Source organism: Pseudomonas sp. GV085, from assembly GCF_003050925.1.
GTDB lineage: Bacteria > Pseudomonadota > Gammaproteobacteria > Pseudomonadales > Pseudomonadaceae > Aquipseudomonas.
The window spans coordinates 107588-128417 of the sequence record NZ_QAOV01000014.1 but is presented as its reverse complement, the minus strand read 5'-3'; the positions used below and the strand labels follow the sequence as shown (position 1 = coordinate 128417).

At 57.6% G+C, this 20830-nt stretch carries 20 protein-coding genes and 4 tRNA genes; 19 read left to right on the top strand and 5 right to left on the bottom strand.

Features of this window, described 5'->3' with window-relative positions:
* Positions 1-62 precede the first annotated feature (62 nt).
* Entirely contained in the window at positions 63-389 is a 327-nt protein-coding gene (locus C8K63_RS25195; RefSeq protein ID WP_256594991.1) for an SDR family NAD(P)-dependent oxidoreductase, read from the top strand.
* A gap of 203 nt (positions 390-592) precedes the next feature.
* The gene (locus C8K63_RS25190; RefSeq protein ID WP_108219140.1) at positions 593-1102 is read left to right on the top strand and encodes a DUF1993 family protein; all 510 of its coding nucleotides are present in this window, start codon (positions 593-595) and stop codon (positions 1100-1102) included.
* A 125-nt stretch (positions 1103-1227) separates the two neighbouring features.
* Here C8K63_RS25190 and sstT read toward each other — a convergent pair whose 3' ends face one another.
* On the bottom strand, positions 1228-2460 hold the full coding sequence (sstT, locus tag C8K63_RS25185) for a serine/threonine transporter SstT (RefSeq protein ID WP_108219139.1): 1233 nt from the start codon (positions 2458-2460) through the stop codon (positions 1228-1230).
* A gap of 453 nt (positions 2461-2913) precedes the next feature.
* On the opposite strand from sstT, the gene C8K63_RS25180 reads away from it, so the two are divergent.
* Positions 2914-4074, top strand: a complete 1161-nt coding sequence (locus C8K63_RS25180; RefSeq protein ID WP_108219138.1) for an MFS transporter — start codon at positions 2914-2916, stop codon at positions 4072-4074.
* Here the strand turns inward: C8K63_RS25180 and nhaR are convergent.
* On the bottom strand, positions 4061-4960 hold the full coding sequence (gene nhaR / locus C8K63_RS25175; RefSeq protein WP_108219137.1) for a transcriptional activator NhaR: 900 nt from the start codon (positions 4958-4960) through the stop codon (positions 4061-4063). The genes C8K63_RS25180 and nhaR overlap by 14 nt on opposite strands.
* A gap of 135 nt (positions 4961-5095) precedes the next feature.
* On the opposite strand from nhaR, the gene C8K63_RS25170 reads away from it, so the two are divergent.
* Positions 5096-5338 carry a hypothetical protein gene (locus tag C8K63_RS25170; RefSeq protein ID WP_008048837.1) on the top strand — a complete coding sequence of 81 codons (243 nt, stop codon included), beginning with the start codon at positions 5096-5098 and terminating at the stop codon, positions 5336-5338.
* Positions 5339-5367: 29 nt separating this feature from the next.
* On the top strand, positions 5368-6117 hold the full coding sequence (locus C8K63_RS25165) for a TerC family protein (RefSeq protein WP_108219136.1): 750 nt from the start codon (positions 5368-5370) through the stop codon (positions 6115-6117).
* A 78-nt stretch (positions 6118-6195) separates the two neighbouring features.
* Here the strand turns inward: C8K63_RS25165 and C8K63_RS30530 are convergent, their stop codons facing one another.
* On the bottom strand, positions 6196-6363 hold the full coding sequence (locus tag C8K63_RS30530) for a hypothetical protein (protein WP_177413303.1): 168 nt from the start codon (positions 6361-6363) through the stop codon (positions 6196-6198).
* Positions 6364-6542: 179 nt separating this feature from the next.
* Here C8K63_RS30530 and C8K63_RS25160 point away from each other — a divergent pair, with 179 nt between their 5' ends.
* Positions 6543-7277, top strand: coding sequence for a peptidase C39 family protein (locus tag C8K63_RS25160; protein WP_108219135.1), 735 nt, complete (start codon positions 6543-6545; stop codon positions 7275-7277).
* 95 nt (positions 7278-7372) lie between these two features.
* On the top strand, positions 7373-7579 hold the full coding sequence (locus C8K63_RS25155; RefSeq protein ID WP_108219134.1) for a DUF6021 family protein: 207 nt from the start codon (positions 7373-7375) through the stop codon (positions 7577-7579).
* 212 nt (positions 7580-7791) lie between these two features.
* Here the strand turns inward: C8K63_RS25155 and pbpG are convergent, their stop codons facing one another.
* Positions 7792-8730 carry a D-alanyl-D-alanine endopeptidase gene (gene pbpG, locus C8K63_RS25150; protein WP_108219133.1) on the bottom strand — a complete coding sequence of 313 codons (939 nt, stop codon included), beginning with the start codon at positions 8728-8730 and terminating at the stop codon, positions 7792-7794.
* Between the two features lie 236 nt (positions 8731-8966).
* Positions 8967-9821 carry a bifunctional methylenetetrahydrofolate dehydrogenase/methenyltetrahydrofolate cyclohydrolase FolD gene (folD, locus tag C8K63_RS25145; protein WP_008001570.1) on the bottom strand — a complete coding sequence of 285 codons (855 nt, stop codon included), beginning with the start codon at positions 9819-9821 and terminating at the stop codon, positions 8967-8969.
* A 274-nt stretch (positions 9822-10095) separates the two neighbouring features.
* Between folD and C8K63_RS25140 the strand changes: the two genes are divergently transcribed.
* The 12 genes from C8K63_RS25140 to C8K63_RS30525 all read left to right on the top strand — a co-directional run bounded on the left by C8K63_RS25140 (position 10096) and on the right by C8K63_RS30525 (position 20829).
* Positions 10096-10172 (top strand) — tRNA-Arg (locus tag C8K63_RS25140).
* A gap of 32 nt (positions 10173-10204) precedes the next feature.
* A tRNA-His gene (locus C8K63_RS25135) sits at positions 10205-10280 on the top strand.
* 57 nt (positions 10281-10337) lie between these two features.
* A tRNA-Leu gene (locus C8K63_RS25130) sits at positions 10338-10422 on the top strand.
* A gap of 77 nt (positions 10423-10499) precedes the next feature.
* A tRNA-His gene (locus tag C8K63_RS25125) sits at positions 10500-10575 on the top strand.
* Between the two features lie 386 nt (positions 10576-10961).
* Positions 10962-12272 carry a trigger factor gene (gene tig / locus C8K63_RS25120; RefSeq protein ID WP_108219132.1) on the top strand — a complete coding sequence of 437 codons (1311 nt, stop codon included), beginning with the start codon at positions 10962-10964 and terminating at the stop codon, positions 12270-12272.
* 93 nt (positions 12273-12365) lie between these two features.
* The gene (gene clpP / locus C8K63_RS25115; RefSeq protein ID WP_108219131.1) at positions 12366-13001 is read left to right on the top strand and encodes an ATP-dependent Clp endopeptidase proteolytic subunit ClpP; all 636 of its coding nucleotides are present in this window, start codon (positions 12366-12368) and stop codon (positions 12999-13001) included.
* A 112-nt stretch (positions 13002-13113) separates the two neighbouring features.
* Positions 13114-14397, top strand: a complete 1284-nt coding sequence (clpX, locus tag C8K63_RS25110) for an ATP-dependent Clp protease ATP-binding subunit ClpX (RefSeq protein ID WP_007982210.1) — start codon at positions 13114-13116, stop codon at positions 14395-14397.
* Between the two features lie 161 nt (positions 14398-14558).
* Entirely contained in the window at positions 14559-16955 is a 2397-nt protein-coding gene (gene lon, locus C8K63_RS25105; RefSeq protein ID WP_108219130.1) for an endopeptidase La, read from the top strand.
* 149 nt (positions 16956-17104) lie between these two features.
* A complete protein-coding gene (locus C8K63_RS25100; protein ID WP_002552737.1) occupies positions 17105-17377 on the top strand; it encodes an HU family DNA-binding protein in 273 nt (90 codons plus the stop codon).
* 233 nt (positions 17378-17610) lie between these two features.
* Positions 17611-19482, top strand: a complete 1872-nt coding sequence (locus tag C8K63_RS25095) for a SurA N-terminal domain-containing protein (RefSeq protein WP_108219129.1) — start codon at positions 17611-17613, stop codon at positions 19480-19482.
* Between the two features lie 203 nt (positions 19483-19685).
* Positions 19686-20489, top strand: coding sequence for a DUF2242 domain-containing protein (locus tag C8K63_RS25090; RefSeq protein WP_108219128.1), 804 nt, complete (start codon positions 19686-19688; stop codon positions 20487-20489).
* A 193-nt stretch (positions 20490-20682) separates the two neighbouring features.
* Positions 20683-20829 carry a hypothetical protein gene (locus C8K63_RS30525; RefSeq protein ID WP_177413304.1) on the top strand — a complete coding sequence of 49 codons (147 nt, stop codon included), beginning with the start codon at positions 20683-20685 and terminating at the stop codon, positions 20827-20829.
* The last annotated feature ends 1 nt before the right edge of the window (position 20830 follow it).

The window sequence follows — 20830 nt, the reverse complement described above, 5'->3', positions numbered from 1 at the left end:
TCGGCTTCACGGCTGAGCAGTCAGCGCAGCACATTACCCGCTAGGACTCGGCGGGGCTGATCATGTGTCAGGTCATCGAAACCTTCGGCGACCTGAATGTGGTGGTCAACAACGCCGGCATCTGCCGCGACCGCATGTTCGCCAGCCCCAGCGAAGCCGACTGGGACGTCGTGGTGGCCGTGCACCTGAAGGGCCACTTCTGCATTTCCAGCCATGCCGTGAAGTACTGGCGTGGGCAGGTCGAGGGCGGCAAGTTGTCGATCGCCGACGGCTGGCGCCGTGGTCCGCAACTGGATCGCCAGGGCCGCTGGGCGGTCGGTGAGATGGGCGATGCCGTCGCTCAACTGATGACGCAAGCGGTTCCGGCGGCCAAAGTGTACGGCAGCTGAAAAAGTCCGGTCTCGGGAGGGGCGTGCATGGCTATAATCGGCCCACGTCCCAAAGCCGATCACCTGTAGGAGCGAGCTTGCTCGCGAAGAACTCAAGCGCAGCGCGTTCATTCAGACAGGACGCGTTATCGTTAACGTCCATCGCGAGCAGGCTCGCTCCTACAGATGCACATGACCCACGTTCCCTCCACACGAGACCTGCCATGACCATTTCCCTGTACGACGCTTCCATCCCTGTTCTCCAGCAAATGCTCAACGCCCTCAGCGGTGTGCTGAAAAAGGCCGAAGCCCACGCCACCGAGAAAAACATCGACCCGAACGCCTTCCTGCAAGCGCGCCTGTTCCCGGACATGTTCCCATTGGTGCGTCAGGTGCAGATCGCCGTTGATTTCGCCAAAGGCATTTCTTCGCGTCTGGCCGAAGTCGAACTGCCGAAGTACGACGACACTGAAACCACCTTCGCTGAGCTGCAAGCACTGATCGCCAAGGTTCTGGCCTACATCGGCGAGTTCACGCCGGAGCAGATCAACGGCAAGGAAGGCATCGAGATCGTCACCCGTCCGGGCACACCTAAAGAGAAGCGCTTCACCGGCCAGGCTTACCTGCTGACCTACGGCCTGCCGCAGTTCTTCTTCCACGTCACGACCGCTTACGCACTGCTGCGCCACAACGGCGTGGAAGTGGGCAAGCGCGACTACATGGGCGCGTTCTAAACCGTCCAGGTACTTGTAGGAGCGAGCTTGCTCGCGATGGACGTGAACGATAACGCGTAATTTCTGATTGAACGCGTTGTATTTGAGTCCATCGCGAGCAAGCTCGCTCCTACAGTGGGTGAGTGTCAGGCCAGACGCTCGGCTTTCTGCTCTTCACCCAGGCAAGCCGCCGCGGTGAACAGCACATCGGTGGACGAGTTCAGCGCGGTTTCCGCCGAGTCCTGCAATACGCCGATGATGAAACCGACCGCCACCACCTGCATGGCGATTTCGCTCGGGATGCCGAACAGACTGCACGCCAGCGGAATCAGCAACAGCGAACCACCGGCCACACCCGAAGCACCGCAGGCGCAGATCGCTGCGACGACACTCAGCAGAATCGCGGTCGGAATGTCCACGGCGATGCCCAGCGTATGCACGGCCGCCAGGCTCAGCACGGTGATGGTGATCGCCGCACCGGCCATGTTGATGGTCGCGCCCAGCGGGATCGATACCGAGTAGGTGTCTTCGTGCAGGCCCAGACGCTTGCTCAATTCCAGGTTGACCGGAATGTTCGCCGCGGAGCTACGGGTGAAGAACGCCGTGATGCCGCTCTCACGCAGGCAGGTCAGCACCAGCGGGTACGGGTTGCGACGCAGTTTCCAGAATACGATCAGCGGGTTCATCACCAGTGCCACGAACAGCATGCAGCCCAGCAGCACGGCCAGCAGGTGGGCGTAGCCGAGCAAGGCGCCGAAACCGGAGGTGGCCAGGGTCGAGGCCACCAGGCCGAAGATGCCCAGCGGGGCGAAGCTGATCACCAGGCGCACGATCACCGTCACGCCGTTGGACAGGTCGCCCAGCACTTCACGGGTGGTGTCGCCGGCGTGGCGAATGGCGATGCCCATGCCGATTGCCCACGCCAGAATGCCAATGAAATTGGCGTTCATCAGGGCGCTGACCGGATTATCGACCACGCTCAGCAACAGGCTTTGCAGCACTTCGCCAATCCCGCCCGGTGCAGTCACCGCGACGTCCTGGGTCGACAGCACCAGGCTCGACGGGAACATCATGCTGGCAACCACCGCGACCACGGCGGCGGCGAAAGTGCCCAGCAGATACAGGAACAGAATCGGACGGATGTGGGTTTCCTGACCGTGCTTGTGGTTGGCAATCGACGCCATGACCAGTACGAACACCAGAATCGGTGCGACGGCTTTCAGTGCCGAGACAAACACTTTGCCGATGAACGCCGTGGACTTCGCCACGTCAGGGGCAAACAGGGCCAGGGCAATACCGGCGATCAGGCCGATCACGATCTGCGTGACCAGGCTCAAGCGTTTCAGGCGTTGCAAGAGAGAAGGGGATGAAGCAGTCATAAAACGGCATCTCTGATTTTTTATAAGTGCATGATTTCGCCGCAGTTGCAGCAACAAGCAGGGCAGGCCGCAGACGGGAAACCGAGAGGTGAACACAGGGTGTAGAACGCCGCATTCCTTGTGGGAGCGAGCTTGCTCGCGATGACGGTGGCACAGTCGACACTTGCGTTGTCTGACAGTCCGCCATCGCGAGCAAGCTCGCTCCCACAGGTTTGCCCCTTAAATGATCGGCTTTGATCACAGGGTGTACGTTTTTCAGGGCGCGGACTTTATCACAGCGTAGGCACGATCCTTCAGACCTGTGACGAACTGCCACCATGCCATTCAACGAGATAGGCAGGTTCGTGCAACCGTGTGCGGAAACACTCTGTTAAGATTCGCCATCCTCATTTTCATGTCTGCCAGTGGGCCTTCGGGCTATCGCTGGTGTCGTCGTTTTTTCTGGAGTTCTGCATGCTGTTGCCCATTCTTCTGTTGTCTGCCGCCGGTTTCACGGTGCTGACCACAGAATTCATCATCGTTGGCCTGTTGCCGGCTATCGCCAGGGATCTGGAGGTCAGCATCCCGCAGGCTGGTTTGCTGGTGACGTTATTCGCCTTCACCGTGGCCGCGTTCGGGCCGTTCCTGACGGCATACTTCGCCCGCTTCGAGCGCCGCAAGCTGTTCATTTCGGTGCTGATAATGTTTGGCCTGGCCAACACGCTGGCGGCGCTGGCGCCGAACGTCTGGGTGATGGCGTTTGCCCGGTTGATCCCGGCGCTGGGCTTGCCGGTGTTCTGGGCATTGGCCAGCGAGACGGCGGTGGACATCGTCGGGCCGGATTACGCCGGTCGCGCCATTGCCAAGATCGGTTTCGGCATTGTTTGCGCGACGGTGTTCGGGATTCCGGTGGGCACGCTGATTTCCGATGCGTTCGGTTGGCGCAGTGCCTTTGCCATTCTGGCGGTCATTGCCTTTGCCAAGGCGTTGCTGCTGTTTATCTATCTACCCAAGACCAACTTGCACCAGCATCAGGTGAGCTTCCGGTCGCAGTTCAAGATCCTGCGCAGCCCGCTGATGCTCGGTCACGTGCTGCTGTCAGTGATTGTGTTCAGCGGCATGTTCACCGCGTACACCTATCTGGCGGACATTCTTGAGCGGCTGGCCGGCTTCAACGGCACCGTGGTCGGTTGGTGCCTGATGGGCTTTGGCGCGGTCGGGTTGATCGGCAACTCCTTGGGTGGCCGGGCGGTGGACCGTCACCCGCTGATGGCGTCGATGATGTTCTGTGCGTTCATGATTGCCGGCCTGGTGGCGCTGGTGCCGAACATCCATTCGCCGCTCGGTCTGGCGGCGGCGATGGGCATCTGGGGCGTGACCCAGGCGGCGTTGTTCCTGGTCAGCCATGTGCGCCTGATGAAAGCGGCGCCCGAAGCACCGGCGTTTGCCGCATCGTTGAACATCGCGGGGGCCAACCTCGGTATTGGCCTGGGCGCGATGATCGGGGGGCGGGTGATCGACAGCGTCGGCCTGCAAGGCCTTGGCTTCGCCGCCGCCGCTTTCATTCTGGCTTCGATCCTGCTGGCCATCGCCCTGATGACCTTCAAGCCGCGCGAAGAGGTCACAGCGTTGTAAACAGCTCGCGTCGGGCACCTTCGGTAATGGCGACAATTCCGGGGTGCTTGACCTTGCGTTCCACCGAGATGGCATAGAACGACTCGCTCACCGCGTCGGTCTGGCCGATCACCTCCACGCCATATTGGCGTTGCACTTCATCGGCAATCACGCTCGGGCCGATGAAGATCCCGCTGCCGGATTGGCCGAAGGCCTGCATCAGGGCGCTGTCGTCGAACTCGCCGACAATTTTCGGCTGGACCTGCTGCTCAGCAAACCACCGTTGCAATCGGCTGCGCACCACGGTTTCCGGGCCGGGAATCAGCAGTGGCGCACCGTGCAGGTTGCGCGGAAAGTCGTGTCCATAACGTGCCGCCAGTTCCGGGGTGGCGAAGAAGCTGATCCCGCACTCACCGAGTTTCTGGCTGTAGCCCTTGATGTCCAGGTGCGACGGCATCGGGCTGTCGGAAATCACCAGGTCCAGACGCTGGATAGCCAGGTCGGCCAACAAACGTTCAAGCTTGTCTTCGCGACAGGTGATGCGCAGCGGTTCGCTCAGCTCCATGGTCGGTGCAATCAGGCGATAGACGATGGATTTTGGCACCACGTCGGCCACTCCGACGCGAAACAGGATCTGCTGTTCATTGGGTTGTGCCCGCAGCATCAGTTCCAGTTCGCCACCCAGCTGAAACATTTGTTCGGCGTAGGGCAGTGCCTGGCGGCCGGCCTCGGTGAGTTCGAGTTGCCGTCCGACGCGCCGAAACAACTCGATGCCAAAGGTCTGTTCCAGCAATGAAATCTGCCCGCTGATGGTTTGTGGCGTGAGGTTCAGTTGCTCGCAGGCGCGCACGATGCTGCCGGTCTTGGCCACCACCCAGAAGTAATGCAATTGCCGATAGTTGAGCATGGTGATCTACAGTTCGTAAAAATCGAAGTATAACCGCTGAAAATACGAATTTTCCTGAAGTGTTTGCTTCCCTAGAATGCATCGCTATCAACGGGCCATCGTTTAGGTCCCGTTCGTTCTATCGAGGAAAGCATCATGAAGCTTAAAGCCACGGCACTGTTGATCACGTCTTTACTGGTACTGGCCGGTTGCGACCAGGCCGAGAAAAGCGCGCAACAATTGATGGGCAAGGCTGCCGAAAGCGCCAAACAGGCGATTGACGATACCCACAAGGCCGCCGAGCAAGCACTCAGTGACGCCACCAGCGGGTTGATCAGCAAAAAAGAATCATCGGAAAAAGAATCGGAAAAAACCGAATCTTCCTCCCAGGAAATCTAAACCGTATTACAACGAGTCAGGACTGACCCATGGACTACCTTTTACAACTTGCCGCCAGCCCCACCGCCTGGGTCGCCCTTGCCACCCTGATCGTGATGGAAATCGTGCTCGGCATCGATAACCTGATCTTCATCTCGATCCTGACCAACAAGCTGCCCTTGCACAATCGACAGCGGGCTCGGCGCATCGGTATCGGCATGGCGCTGATCCTGCGTCTGGGCTTGCTGAGCACCATTGCGTTCATCGTCCAGTTGACCAATCCGGTGATCGAGATTCTCGGCCACGCGTTTTCCTGGAAAGACATGATCCTGATTGCCGGTGGCCTGTTCCTGTTGTGGAAGGCGACTACCGAGATCCATCACAGCATGGACCCGGCACCGGAAGATCCGAAGTCGGCGACCTCGACCGTGACCCTGGGCTTCGCTGCCGCGATCGGTCAGATCCTGATGCTGGACATGGTGTTCTCCATCGACAGCATCATTACCGCTGTCGGCATGACCGAGCATTTGCCGATCATGGTCATCGCGGTGGTGGTGTCGGTCCTGGTGATGTTGCTGGCGGCTGATCCGCTGGCCAAGTTCATCAATGACAACCCGACGGTGGTGATGTTGGCCCTGGGCTTCCTGATCATGATCGGCATGACGCTGATTGCCGAAGGCTTTGGCGCCCATGTACCGAAAGGCTACGTCTATGCGGCCATGGCATTCTCGGCTTCGATCGAGGTGTTGAACATGATGTCCCGCCGGTCCAGGCAGAAACGGGTAGCCACTGAGGCTTGACCCACGCTAAAAGAAACGGCCGCCTGAACTCCGTGGGGTGCAGGCGGCCGTTTTTGTTGGTAACGGGTAAGCGTGTTGTCAGTGAGCGTTGGCGTGCTGGCTCGGCGTCTCGTCCGCTTCTGGCGTGGGGACTGGCCGGACAGGGTTATGGTGGCGGCGGGTAATGCGCAGCACGCCCCACAGCATGGCGGCGGCTACCGCCAGCCAACCGCTAATCAACATCACAATGATCATGGTCAGGCTCATCTGTGCCTCCTCCTTGCCCTGCTGTGGGCACACGCGCTTCGCTGTCGTCCCTTCAGGGAACAGTCTAGCCGTTGCTGTATTTCAGGCTATTGACCGAAAGTCGACAGTCACCAACCAGTTCGCTCTATCGAATGCACGCGACTACCGTTTAGAGCTATACCGTAGCGGCGCGGCGACCTATGATCGACGACCAAGCCGGGAATGGGATTGCCTGGCGTCTGAACCTGAACAAGAGAGAGACGATGGTGCGGGTATTTTCTCGAATTTTGTCGACCATGCTCATAGCCGGTTGCGTGGCAAGCCTGGCGGGCTGTGCCGGTAGCGTTGCACCCGAGATCAAGCGTTTGCCGGAGCGTGTCGAACTCAGCGGCCGATTCTACCGGGGCGATGCGTATCAAAGCGGGCCACAGGTGCTGGCCAGCATGCTGTCCCAGCAGGGCATCGTGATTACCCCGGGGTTACTCGACAAACCCTTGCATTTGCCGGGGGGCGAAGCCCAGTTGCAACAGAACATGCAGAACCTGGCCCGCGAGTACGGGATGGTGGTTTATCCCCTCGACAGCAACCTGCCGGCCTTGTTGACGCAAGTCGCCGCCGGTTATCCGGTGATGGTGCGCTTTACCGAAGGCTCGGCCCTGTGGGCTGAACCGCGTTACGCCATTCTGGCCGGTTACAACCGCCAGAAGCAGACGGTCCTGCTGCGTGCCGGGATGAATCGCCGCGAGCTGATGAGCTTCGGCTCCTTCGAGTCGGCGTTCAAGGACGCCGGTGGTTGGGCCGTGCTGATCCAGAATCCGACGCAGATCCCGGCCCAGGTCGATCAACAGCGATGGCTCAAGGCCGCCAACGATCTGGCTCAGACCGGTCAGGAGCAAGCGGCTGCGAAGGCTAAAAAAGCCTTGGCCGCACAGTAAATCCGTTTGTCATCCGCCGGGCACCTTTGTCCGTCATCAGCCTCTGATTCTTAAGGGCCTGGAGCATTATTCCGGGCCGAGATCAGGAGGTGCCCATGGTTCGATCCACAACGCCCGTCGGTCCGCACTCATCTGAGCATTCATCTGGTAATGAACTGGGTTTCGATCCCGACTCCCCGGACCTTGCCGATCCACAGGTCGACCCGATCGGGCCTGCCAAGGCACCGAGGGACGTGAAACCGGGCGACAACCCCAAGGCTCCGGCCAAGCCCTATGATCCGCTGGGTAATCTCAAACCCTAGGCGCAACGACAGGCTGGCGAAAAAAAGCCCCGTTCGATCGGTAATGCTGTTGTAGGAGCGAGCTTGCTCCGGGCGGCGTTCCGACGATGGATTCAAGAGCGCCGCGTTTAGCCAGTAAACACGCGTTATCGTTAACGGCCATCGCGAGCAAGCTCGCTCCTACAAAGAACAGCATTTCGATCGATCGGGGCTTTTTGTGCGTTGCCATTACGTTACTTCGAGGCTTCAACCACGCCGCTCTGCCGCTGCTTGAGGTTCTTGTCTGCCTTGTACTGCAAGGCTACGGAAGGCACGTCCGCGCTCCTTCCGCTCTCTACCCAATTACGCATGCGCGTGGCATCGGCAAAATGGGTGTACTTGCCATAGGCGTCAAGGATCACCAAGGCCACCGGGCGGTTACTCATTCGGGTCACCAGCACCAGGCAGTGACCTGCTTCGTTGGTGAAACCGGTTTTTGTCAGCTGGATGTCCCAGTCCGGCTTGCGGACCAAATGATCGGTGTTGCGGAAACCCAGGCTGTAGTTGGGTTTACGGAACGAGACGGTTTTTTCCTTGGTCGTGCTCAGCTCGGTCAGAAGCGGGTACTTGTGCGCGGCGATCAACAGCTTGCTCAGGTCGCGAGCGGTCGACACGTTGCGCGGGGAGAGACCGGTCGGCTCGACGAAATGCGTGTTGGTCATGCCCAGTGCCCGGGCCTTTGCGTTCATTGCAGCAATGAACGCGGCATAGCCGCCCGGATAGTGGTGCGCCAGAGTCGCGGCGGCGCGGTTTTCCGAGGACATCAGGGCAATCAGCAGCATTTCCCGGCGCGGCAGTTCGCTCCGCAGCTTGACCCGGGAGAACACGCCTTTCATTTCCGGTGTGTCGCTGATGTTGACGTCGATGTATTCGTCCATGTTCTGCCGAGATTCAACCACGACCAGGCCAGTCATCAACTTGCTGACGGAAGCGATCGGCACCACCACGTCAGGATTGCTGGCATAGATGACTTTGTTGGTCTGCATGTCCAGCAGAAAGGAGCTGCCGGAAGCGAGCTTGAGTGTCTTCGTCTCTCGCGGCGCCGCGGTGGTCTCGTCAGCGCTGGCGATTGGCGTGAGGAAAGTCCCTGTAACTGCAAAAAATAGGCTCAGGATGGAAAGACGGATTTTCACGCTGGCAGACTCATAAAGGATGTTGATAAGCCGTTTTGTAACGGGCTGTTTCCTGAAAAGCGCGACATTCTGGAGTATGGCTGAATAACTGTCGATGGTTGTTCAAGTAACAGGTGAAAGTCCTGAGAACATGAAAAAAAAGTCATTTTCCGGCGGATGGTCGGTGTATTTCGCGGGCGAAAAAAACCCCGCCAGGGCGGGGTTCCTTGTCACGCTGTCAGCGTCCGTGTTGAAACTTAGCTGTGCAGGGTTTCAGCAGCGTACAGGGTGTTTTCCAGCAGGCAGGCACGAGTCATCGGGCCTACGCCGCCCGGTACCGGAGTAATCCAGCCGGCGCGGGGCAGGGCGGTTTCGTAGATCACGTCACCGACCAGCTTGCCGTCGTCCTGACGGTTGATGCCGACATCGATCACGATCGCGCCTTCCTTGATCCATTCACCCTTGACCAGGCCCGGCTTGCCGGCGGCCACGACGACCAGGTCCGCACGGCCGACATGGCCGGCCAGGTCCTTGGTAAAACGGTGGGTGACCGTCACGGTGCAACCGGCCAGCAGCAGTTCCATGGCCATCGGGCGACCAACGATATTGGATGCACCGACGACCACGGCATTCATCCCGTAGAGATCGACCCCGGTGCTTTCCAGCAGGGTCATGATGCCTTTGGGGGTGCAGGGGCGCAGCAGCGGGATGCGCTGGGCCAGGCGACCGACGTTATAAGGATGGAACCCGTCGACGTCTTTATCCGGACGAATGCGCTCCAGCAATCTGGAGGCGTCCAGGTGTTCGGGAAGCGGAAGCTGGAGCAGAACGCCGTCGATTGCAGGATCGTCGTTCAGGCGATCGATCAGTTCGGTCAGCGCTTCTTGAGTGGTTTCGGAAGGCAGGTCATAAGCTTGGGATAGAAAGCCGACCTCTTCACAGTCTTTACGCTTGTGCGAGACATAAACCTGAGAGGCAGGATCGCTGCCGACCAGGATCACCGCAAGCCCGGGCGTGCGCAGGCCTTGCTGGCGACGCTCGGTGACACGTTGGGCGATCTGCTGGCGCAGGCTGGCGGCGATCGATTTGCCGTCGATTAGTTGTGCAGTCATTGCGCGTGATTAACCATCGAGAGGGGAAAAAAAGAGAACGCATTCTCGCATGTCATGCGGTGAGGGCAAAGGCGCTTGGTCTGCAAATTCCCCTAACTCCTTTAATTAAATGAATTTTTTTTAAAAAGGATTTGACGACCTTCGGGGGGCTCTATACTATTCGTCGCACTTGTCGGGCACAGCCTAGCACTGGTTAAGAAGGTTGAGCGGGATTTTGGTTCTGCGAGACTGGAAAGCACTTAGTTTGTAGTCCTCCAAGGGTACAGCTAACAAGGCGCCCGTAGCTCAGCTGGATAGAGCATCCGCCTTCTAAGCGGATGGTCGCAGGTTCGAGTCCTGCCGGGTGCGCCATTAGGCAGCTTTGGCACAAGTAACGCGATATGGTGGGCGTAGCTCAGTTGGTAGAGCACGGGATTGTGACTCCCGTTGTCGTGGGTTCGATCCCCATCGTCCACCCCATATTTCGAAAAGGCGCCAGATTAACAGTCTGGCGCCTTTGCTTTAAAGGCTTCATCCGCGGATGTGGTGGAATTGGTAGACACACTGGATTTAGGTTCCAGCGCCGCGAGGCGTAAGAGTTCGAGTCTCTTCATCCGCACCAATTAAAGCTTCACTCAGGCTGCTGGCCTGGCTGGAGCTTGATAAAGAAGTTGTTTGGCTTCTTTAACAGGCAATATGGTGGGCGTAGCTCAGTTGGTAGAGCACGGGATTGTGACTCCCGTTGTCGTGGGTTCGATCCCCATCGTCCACCCCATATTTCGAAAGGCGCCAGATTGAAAAGTCTGGCGCCTTTTTTGTTTCGGTGGCCGCAGGTTCCGGGCTGCAGGGGCAGGGCGTTTCGTCGTATTTATGTTTCTCGATGATGCCGTCCTGTCCGCCGGCCTTGCTTGCGAGATCGGCTGTCAGGGAGGTGATTGGCGATCTCTTCTATATATGGAAGGGTCGGCGCAGAGCCCTGGCGTGATTGGTAGTATTTGCCATCGGAGCGAGGTGCATTCGTGCATCCGCACCTATAAATTGCCTGCTGCGTTTTTACCCGTTTTCAGTAGGGTGACTTCTTGAGTTTGACCCACTAGAATGCATGCCCTTGATTCTGGGGTCGGAAACGGCCGGCTAACGTCTGTGCAACGAGGAATATCCATGCAAGTTTCTGTTGAAAATACTACTGCTCTTGAGCGCCGCATGAGCGTCACCGTGCCGGCTGAGCGCATCGAGAGCCAGGTCAACAAGCGTCTGCAGCAGACCGCACAAAAGGCCAAGATTGCTGGCTTCCGTCCAGGCAAAGTGCCAATGAGCGAAATCAAGCGCCGTTTCGGTGCCGACGCTCGCCAGGAAGCTGTAGGCGACGTGATCCAGTCTTCCTTCTACGAAGCTGTGGTTGAGCAGAAGCTGAACCCGGCTGGCCAGCCTTCGATCGAGCCTAAGTCCCTGGAAGCGGGCAAGGACCTGGAATACGTTGCCGTATTCGAAGTGTTCCCTGAGTTCACCGTTGCCGGTTTCGAAGGTATCACCGTCGAGCGCCTGAGCGCTGACGTGGCTGATGCCGATCTGGACAAAATGCTGGAAATCCTGCGCAAGCAGAACACCCGTTTCGAAGTGGCCGACCGCGCCGCTCAAAACGAAGACCAGCTGAACATTGACTTCGTCGGCAAGGTCGACGGTGAAGTGTTCGCTGGCGGTTCCGCCAAGGGTACTCAGCTGGTACTGGGTTCCGGCCGCATGATCCCTGGTTTCGAAGATGGCCTGGTTGGCGCTAAAGCCGGTGAAGAACGCGTTCTGAACCTGACTTTCCCAGAGGACTATCAGAACCTGGACCTGGCTGGCAAAACTGCCGAGTTCACCGTGACCGTCAACACCATTTCCGAGCCAAAGCTGCCAGAACTGACCGAAGAATTCTTCGCTCAATTCGGCATCAAGGAAACCGGTCTGGATGGCTTCCGTGCCGAAGTTCGCAAGAACATGGAGCGTGAGCTGCGTCAGGCGATCAAATCCAAGGTCAAGAATCAGGTAATGGACGGTCTGCTGGCCACCAACCCGATCGAAGTGCCAAAGGCTCTGCTGTCCAACGAAGTTGACCGTCTGCGTGTGCAGGCTGTCCAGCAGTTCGGCGGCAACATCAAGCCTGACCAGCTGCCGGCCGAGCTGTTCGAAGAGCAAGCCAAGCGCCGCGTAGTGCTGGGCCTGATCGTGGCTGAAGTGGTCAAGCAATTCGACCTCAAGCCTGACGAAACCCGCGTTCGCGAGATGATTCAGGAAATGGCTTCGGCTTATCAAGAGCCTGAGCAAGTTGTGTCCTGGTACTACAAGAACGACCAGCAACTGAACGAAGTTCGTTCGGTTGTGCTGGAAGAGCAAGTTGTGGATACTGTTCTGCAGAAAGCTAGCGTGACCGACAAATCGGTCTCTTACGAAGAAGCGGTCAAGCCGGTAGAAGCTCCACAAGCCGACTGATTGTTTTTGCGGTAAGAAGCAAACACCATAAGCCAGCCTTCGAGCTGGCTTATGCGTATTCAAGACATAACTATTTGGGAGTGACTGCAGAGCATGTTCCGTAATTCGTATATTCAGCAGAACTCTGATATCCAGGCCGCAGGCGGCCTGGTCCCGATGGTTGTCGAGCAGTCCGCTCGTGGCGAGCGCGCCTACGACATCTACTCGCGTCTCCTCAAGGAGCGAGTGATCTTTCTGGTTGGTCCGGTAGAGGACTACATGGCCAACCTGATCTGTGCGCAATTGCTGTTCCTTGAAGCGGAGAACCCGGACAAGGACATCCATCTCTACATCAACTCCCCGGGCGGTTCGGTGACGGCAGGCATGTCGATCTACGACACCATGCAGTTCATCAAGCCCAACGTGGCGACCACCTGTATCGGTCAGGCGTGCAGCATGGGCGCGTTTCTGCTGACGGCCGGTGCCGCTGGCAAGCGTTACTGCCTGCCGAACTCGCGAGTGATGATTCACCAGCCACTGGGCGGTTTCCAGGGGCAGGCGTCGGATATCGAAATCCATGCCAAGGAAATCCTCTTTATTCGTGAGCGTCTCAACACGCTGATGGCCCTGCATAGCGGGCGCACTCTTGAAGAAATCGAGCGCGATACCAACCGCGACAATTTCATGAGTGCAGAAGCCGCGCGTGAGTACGGGTTGATCGATGAAGTGATCACCCAGCGCCCTGCCTGAAATAAGCAGCTCAAAATAGGGTTGGTCGGCGGGTCCGATCACCAGCGGGCTTGAAAAAGCCCGCAATAGCCTTCATCTTGTGTTGCAAGCCTATCGGATTTGGATCGAACGAATGACTGACACCCGCAACGGCGAGGACAACGGCAAGCTGCTCTATTGCTCCTTCTGTGGCAAAAGCCAGCATGAAGTACGCAAATTGATTGCCGGCCCCTCGGTCTTTATCTGCGACGAGTGCGTCGACCTGTGCAATGACATCATCCGCGAGGAGGTGCAGGAGGCACAGGCCGAAAGCAGCGCGCATAAATTGCCTTCGCCTAAAGAAATCAGCGGCATCCTTGATCAATATGTGATTGGTCAGGAGCGTGCGAAAAAGGTTCTGGCCGTAGCGGTGTACAACCACTACAAGCGCCTGAATCAGCGTGACAAAAAGAATGACGACGTCGAACTCGGCAAGAGCAACATCCTGCTGATCGGCCCGACAGGCTCGGGTAAAACCCTGCTTGCCGAAACACTGGCCCGCTTGCTGAACGTTCCGTTCACCATCGCTGATGCAACCACCCTCACTGAGGCGGGTTACGTGGGTGAAGATGTCGAGAACATCATTCAGAAGCTGCTGCAGAAATGCGATTACGACGTGGAAAAAGCCCAGATGGGTATTGTCTACATCGATGAAATCGACAAGATTTCGCGCAAGTCTGACAACCCGTCGATCACACGGGACGTATCCGGTGAAGGCGTGCAGCAGGCCCTGCTCAAGTTGATCGAAGGCACGGTCGCTTCCGTTCCGCCTCAAGGTGGTCGCAAGCATCCGCAGCAGGAATTCCTTCAGGTCGACACCCGTAACATTCTGTTCATCTGCGGTGGTGCGTTCTCTGGTCTGGAAAAGGTTATTCAAAACCGTTCCACCAAGGGCGGCATCGGCTTCAACGCAGAAGTGCGCAGCAAGGAAGAAGGCAAGAAAGTCGGTGAGTCCCTGCGTGAAGTCGAGCCTGACGATCTGGTCAAGTTCGGTCTGATCCCGGAATTCGTCGGTCGTCTGCCGGTACTTGCCACGCTGGACGAGCTTGACGAGGCTGCATTGATGCAGATTCTCACCGAGCCGAAAAATGCTCTGACCAAGCAGTATGCCAAGTTGTTCGAGATGGAAGGCGTTGATCTGGAATTCCGTTCCGACGCACTGAAATCGGTCGCCAAGCGTGCCCTGGAGCGTAAAACCGGTGCCCGTGGCCTGCGTTCGATTCTCGAAGGTGTATTGCTCGACACTATGTATGAAATCCCCTCGCAATCGGAGGTGAGTAAAGTAGTGATCGATGAAAGCGTGATAGAAGGCAAGTCCAAGCCACTGTATATCTACGAAAACAGTGAGCCGACCGCCAAGGCCGCGCCGGACGCTTAAGCGTCACGCAGCTTGAATAAAGAAGGGGCCTTCGGGCCCCTTTTCTTTTAGTGCGTTTTAACACTGTCTTTGCGCTTGTTTTTTTTGAAGGCAGCCCCCATCTTGGTTTCAAGTTTACTTCCATCTGTTTACGGCCTTACGGCCGCCGTAGAGGCGAAATCATGAAGACGACCATCGAATTGCCTCTCCTGCCATTGCGTGATGTCGTGGTTTATCCGCACATGGTTATCCCGCTGTTCGTGGGGCGCGAGAAATCCATCGAAGCCCTCGAGGCAGCGATGACGGGTGACAAGCAGATTCTTCTGCTGGCCCAGAGAAACCCGGCTGACGACGATCCCGGTGAAGATGCCCTGTATCGCGTAGGTACGATTGCCACCGTTCTGCAGCTGCTGAAGCTGCCTGACGGTACGGTCAAGGTTCTGGTCGAGGGTGAGCAGCGGGGCGCCATTGAGCGCTTCAGCGAAGTGGACGGCCACTGCCGTGCCGAAGTCTCCCTGATCGACGAAGTCAACGCGCCAGAGCGTGAGTCGGAAGTATTCGTACGCAGTCTGCTATCCCAGTTCGAGCAATATGTGCAGTTGGGCAAGAAAGTCCCGGCCGAAGTCCTGTCATCGCTTAACAGCATCGATGAGCCAGGCCGCCTGGTGGATACCATGGCCGCGCACATGGCCCTGAAGATCGAACAGAAGCAGGAAATCCTCGAAATCATCGATTTGTCGGCTCGGGTCGAGCACGTTCTGGCGTTGCTGGATGCCGAGATCGATCTGCTGCAAGTCGAAAAGCGCATTCGTGGTCGCGTCAAAAAGCAAATGGAACGCAGTCAGCGCGAGTACTACCTGAATGAGCAGATGAAGGCCATTCAGAAAGAGCTCGGCGACAGCGATGAAGGTCACAACGAAGTCGAAGAGCTGAAAAAGCGTATCGATGCCGCCGGCCTGCCAAAAGACGCGCTGGCCAAGGCCACGGCCGAACTGAACAAGCTCAAGCAAATGTCGCCAATGTCCGCGGAAGCGACCGTAGTGCGTTCGTACATCGACTGGCTGGTTCAGGTGCCGTGGAAGGCCCAGAGCAAAGTGCGCCTGGATCTGGCGCGTGCAGAAGACATTCTGGATGCCGACCACTATGGCCTGGAAGAAGTCAAAGAGCGCATCCTCGAATACCTCGCCGTGCAAAAACGCGTGAAGAAAATTCGTGGTCCGGTGTTGTGCCTGGTCGGTCCTCCCGGGGTGGGTAAAACGTCCCTGGCGGAGTCGATCGCTCATGCCACCAACCGCAAATTCGTGCGCATGGCCCTCGGTGGCGTGCGTGATGAGGCGGAAATTCGTGGTCATCGCCGTACTTACATCGGTTCGATGCCAGGAAGATTGATTCAAAAGATGACAAAAGTGGGTGTCCGCAATCCGCTGTTCCTGCTCGATGAAATCGACAAAATGGGCAGCGATATGCGTGGCGATCCGGCATCGGCGTTGCTGGAAGTGCTCGATCCCGAGCAGAACCACAATTTCAACGATCACTATCTGGAAGTCGATTACGACCTGTCCGATGTGATGTTCCTGTGCACCTCGAACTCGATGAATATCCCGCCGGCGCTGCTGGACCGGATGGAAGTGATCCGTCTGCCGGGCTACACCGAAGACGAGAAGATCAACATCGCCGTCAAATACCTTTCGCCAAAGCAGATTACGGCCAACGGCCTGAAGAAAGGCGAGCTGGAGTTTGACGCAGAAGCGATCCGCGACATCATCCGCTACTACACCCGTGAAGCCGGTGTGCGTGGGCTGGAGCGCCAGATTGCCAAGGTTTGCCGCAAGGCCGTCAAGGAACATGCGCTGGAAAAACGCTTCTCGGTGAAGGTCACTGCGGACGATCTGGAGCACTTCCTGGGCGTGCGCAAATTCCGCTACGGCCTGGCCGAGCAGCAGGATCAGATCGGTCAGGTGACCGGGCTGGCGTGGACTCAGGTAGGTGGCGAATTGCTGACCATCGAAGCCGCTGTCGTGCCGGGCAAGGGCCAGTTGATCAAGACCGGTTCCCTGGGCGACGTGATGGTCGAGTCGATCACCGCCGCGTTGACCGTTGTTCGCAGCCGGGCGAAGAGCCTGGGTATTCCCCTGGACTTCCATGAGAAGCGCGACACGCACATCCATATGCCAGAAGGGGCGACCCCGAAAGACGGTCCTAGCGCCGGTGTGGGTATGTGCACGGCCCTGGTTTCGGCATTGACCGGCATTCCGGTGCGCGCGGATGTTGCCATGACCGGCGAAATCACGTTGCGTGGCCAGGTGCTGGCCATTGGCGGCTTGAAAGAAAAACTGCTGGCTGCCCATCGTGGCGGAATCAAGACGGTGATCATTCCTGAAGAGAATGTGCGCGATCTCAAAGAGATTCCGGACAATATCAAGCAGGATCTACAGATTAAACCGGTTAAATGGATTGACGAGGTCCTGCAAATTGCGTTGCAATACGCGCCGGAGCCCTTGCCGGACGTGGCTCCGGAGATAGTCGCGAAGGATGAGAAGCGCGACGCAGATTCTAAGGAAAGAATTAGCACGCATTAGTACGTATTTGCCTGGGGGGCTTTCTTGACAGCTTTTTAGAGCCCTTGTTATAAAGCGGCTCTTAAGTGTCTGTAGGCCATTCAGCACTCGTTTTTGCTTTCACCAAAAAAACTTAGAATCATACTCAAATAGATATAAGGGGACTTAGAGTGAACAAGTCGGAACTGATTGATGCTATCGCTGCATCCGCTGATATCCCGAAAGCTGCTGCTGGCCGTGCGCTGGACGCTGTAATCGAATCCGTCACTGGCGCTCTCAAGGCTGGCGACTCTGTTGTTCTGGTTGGTTTCGGCACTTTCTCGGTAACTGATCGTCCAGCTCGCATTGGTCGTAACCCACAGACCGGTAAGACGCTGGAAATCGCGGCAGCCAAAAAACCAGGTTTCAAAGCCGGTAAAGCACTGAAAGAAGCTGTCAACTAAGTTCGATTCAGGTTTTTACCCATCCGGGTCGGGGTCATGCCTGACTTGGCAGCGGAGCGGCAGTCCTGACTGTAGGTCGCCGGTTCAAGACACCGAGGGTCGCCAGTTCGAGTCCTCGATCCGCTCCGCCAGTTACGAGAAGGCGCATCCTCGGATGCGCCTTTCTTCTATCCGGATTCTACCCACGCTCCACGGTTGCCTAATTTTGAAGTTCAACCGTTTCTGGGGGACGCATGCTGCAGAATATCAGGGACAATTCACAAGGCTGGATTGCCAAGACTATTATCGGGGTCATCGTTGTTCTGATGGCCTTGACCGGTTTCGACGCCATTTTCAAGGCCACGTCGCACAGTAATGATGCGGCCAAGGTCAATGGCGATGAAATCAGCCAGAACGAGCTGAGCCAGGCGGTCGATATGCAACGCCGCCAGCTCATGCAACAGCTGGGCAAGGATTTCGATGCATCCTTGCTGGATGAAAAAATGTTGCGCGAATCGGCGCTCAAGGGCCTGATCGATCGCAAACTGCTGCTGCAAGGCGCAGAAAATTCGAAATTCGCTTTCTCCGAAGCGGCGCTTGATCAGGTCATCCTGCAAACACCAGAGTTTCAGGTCGATGGCAAGTTCAGCTCTGAGCGTTTCGACCAGGTGATTCGTCAACTCGGCTATAGCCGCATGCAATTCCGCCAGATGCTGGCTCAGGAAATGTTGATTGGTCAGCTGCGTGCCGGCCTGGCCGGTAGCGGTTTCGTGACCGATGCACAGGTACTGGCGTTTGCCCGTCTGGAAAAACAGACCCGCGATTTCGCTTCCCTGAACATCAAGGCCGACCCGGCGGCTGTGAAGCTGACCGACGATGAGGTCAAGGCTTATTACGACGAACACGCCAAGGAATTCATGACGCCGGATCAGGTGGTCATCGATTACCTCGAGCTGAAGAAGGCTTCCTTCTTCGACCAGGTCAGCGTCAACGACCAAGACCTGCAAGCGGCCTATCAGAAAGAAATCGCGAACCTGTCCGAGCAACGTCGGGCTGCGCACATTCTGATTGAGGTGAATGACAAGACCACCGAGGCGCAAGCCAAGGCGAAGATCGAAGAGATCCAGGCCCGTCTGGCCAAGGGTGAGAAGTTCGAGGCGCTGGCCAAGGAGTTCTCCCAGGATCCGGGGTCGGCGAACAACGGCGGTGACCTGGGTTATGCCGGTCCTGGCGTCTACGACCCGGCGTTCGAAAAAGCCCTGTATTCGTTGGCCCAGGACCAGGTCTCTGGTCCGGTTCGCACCGACTTCGGTTTCCACCTGATCAAGCTGTTGGGCGTGGAAGCTCCAGAAGTGCCAACGTTCGCCAGCCTGAAAGACAAGCTGACCCATGCTCTGAAGACTCAGCAGGTCGAGCAGCGTTTCGTCGAGGCGAGCAAGCAACTGGAAGACGCCTCGTTCGAAGCGTCCGATCTGGCTCAGCCAGCGCAGGACCTGAAACTGACCGTGCAGACGTCCAAGCCGTTCGGCCGTGAAGGCGGTGAGGGTATTACATCCAACCGTGCCGTAATCACTGCTGCGTTCAGCCCGGAAGTCCTGGATGAGGGGGCGAACAGCGCCGCCATCGAGCTCGATCCGGAAACCGTGGTCGTGTTGCGTGCCAAGGAGCACCTGAAACCTTCGCAATTGCCACTGGAAAGCGTTTCTGCCGCGATCCGTGTGCAATTGGCCAAGGAGCACGCCAGCGCCGATGCCAAGACCAAGGCTGAGGCCCTGATTGCCAGCCTGCGCGATGGCAAGACCCCGCTGGATCAGGCGATCGATGGCCAGGCCTGGAAAGTCACCAAAGCGGCGACCCGCGCTCAGGAAGGGGTTGATCCTGCGGTGCTGCAGGCGCTGTTCCGTATGGCCAAGCCTGCGGCCAAGGACAAGCCGACCTTCACCAGCGTGACGCTGGCGGATGGCAGCCTGATGATCCTGCGCCTCAATGGCGTGAACGAAGCTGCGGCGCCGACCGAAGAAGAGAAAGCACAGTATCGTCGCTACCTCGCTTCCCGCATCGGCCAGCAAGACTTTGCGGCTTACCGCAAGCAGCTGGAAAGCCAGGCGGACATCAAGCGTTACTGATGCCTGACCAGGTTTAGCGCTGCACAGGAGACCCCGGCCGAAAGGCCGGGGTCTTTTTATTTGGCCGTACGTCATTTGCCGTGGTGACTTTTCCGTAAAACCGGGGTCAATCAGCCTGTAATCGTTTTAAGACACGATCGATGCTCCGCTAAGCATCGATCTGTTGCACAATATGCCCCGAACCGTTTTCCTCAGGATGTTCAATGTTTAAATCACTTCCCATGCGGGTTGTCGGGCTGGCAGCCATGCTTGCCGCTGCGGCCGGTTGTTCATCGAACAAGGCCGCCATCTACGAGCATGAGAACTTCGACGACTCCGGAACCTTTTCCCGCAACTATCCGGTGACCGATACCCAGAGCTGTGAAGCCGCCCGTCGTGCCTTGCTCAGCCAGGGTTACATCATCACCAGCAACGATTCGAAGCTGGTCAGCGGTCACAAGAGTTTCCAGCAGACCGGCGAGAACCACATGGAGATCAGCTTCAGTGTGGTCTGTACCGATGACGGCAGCGAAGGGCACCACGCGACCGTATTCGCCAACGCCCTGCAGGATCGTTATGCACTGAAGAAGACCAACAACTCCGCCAGTCTCGGTGTGGGTGTGCTGGGCTCGGTGTCGATGCCGATCGGCTCCTCCGATGACTCGATGGTCAAGGTCGCCAGCGAAACCGTATCGTCTGCCAAGTTCTACGAGCGTTTCTTTGCGCTGGTCGAGCTGTTCCTGCCGCCAGAAGCGAAAAAGGCTGCGCACATCACCGAAAAGCCGAAAACCGATCTGGGTATGCCTGAAGCCAAGGCTGCGCCGGCACCGCTTGCACCTGTCCCGGCACCTGCTGCAGAGCCTGCGGCCTCCGAGCCGGTTACCCCGCCTCCTGAGGCGCCGCCGATCACGCCGACCGAGAGTGTAGTGCCGGCACCGTCCCCGGAAATCGTCACGCCACCGTCGAACCCGAGTGACTTGCCGCCACCGAGCGAACCCATTCCGGCGATGCCTGTCTCCGGCCAGTGAGGGTGACACCACAGGGTCGGATCAAATGCCCCGACCCTGTGATCAGCCAAAAGATTGACCCGCATCAAGCAAGACCGCTGTTCTGCGGTCTCCCGCGAAAAAACCAATGATAAATTCCTGACCAGCTGCTACGTTTTATTCAGTAGCGACAGAGTGTCGTGTCCGCGTCATTTTTCCTTCACGCTGGCACTTTATGCTCAAGGAATGGGTCATTTATTCAGGCGTTTTTCACTACGGGTTGGGGGATTCAAAAATGGACGATTATCAAGAAGAACTGCTCGAGTACCAGGCTTTCGAACTGGACCCACTGGAGCCGGCGGAAGACGCTACCGAGTTGTAGG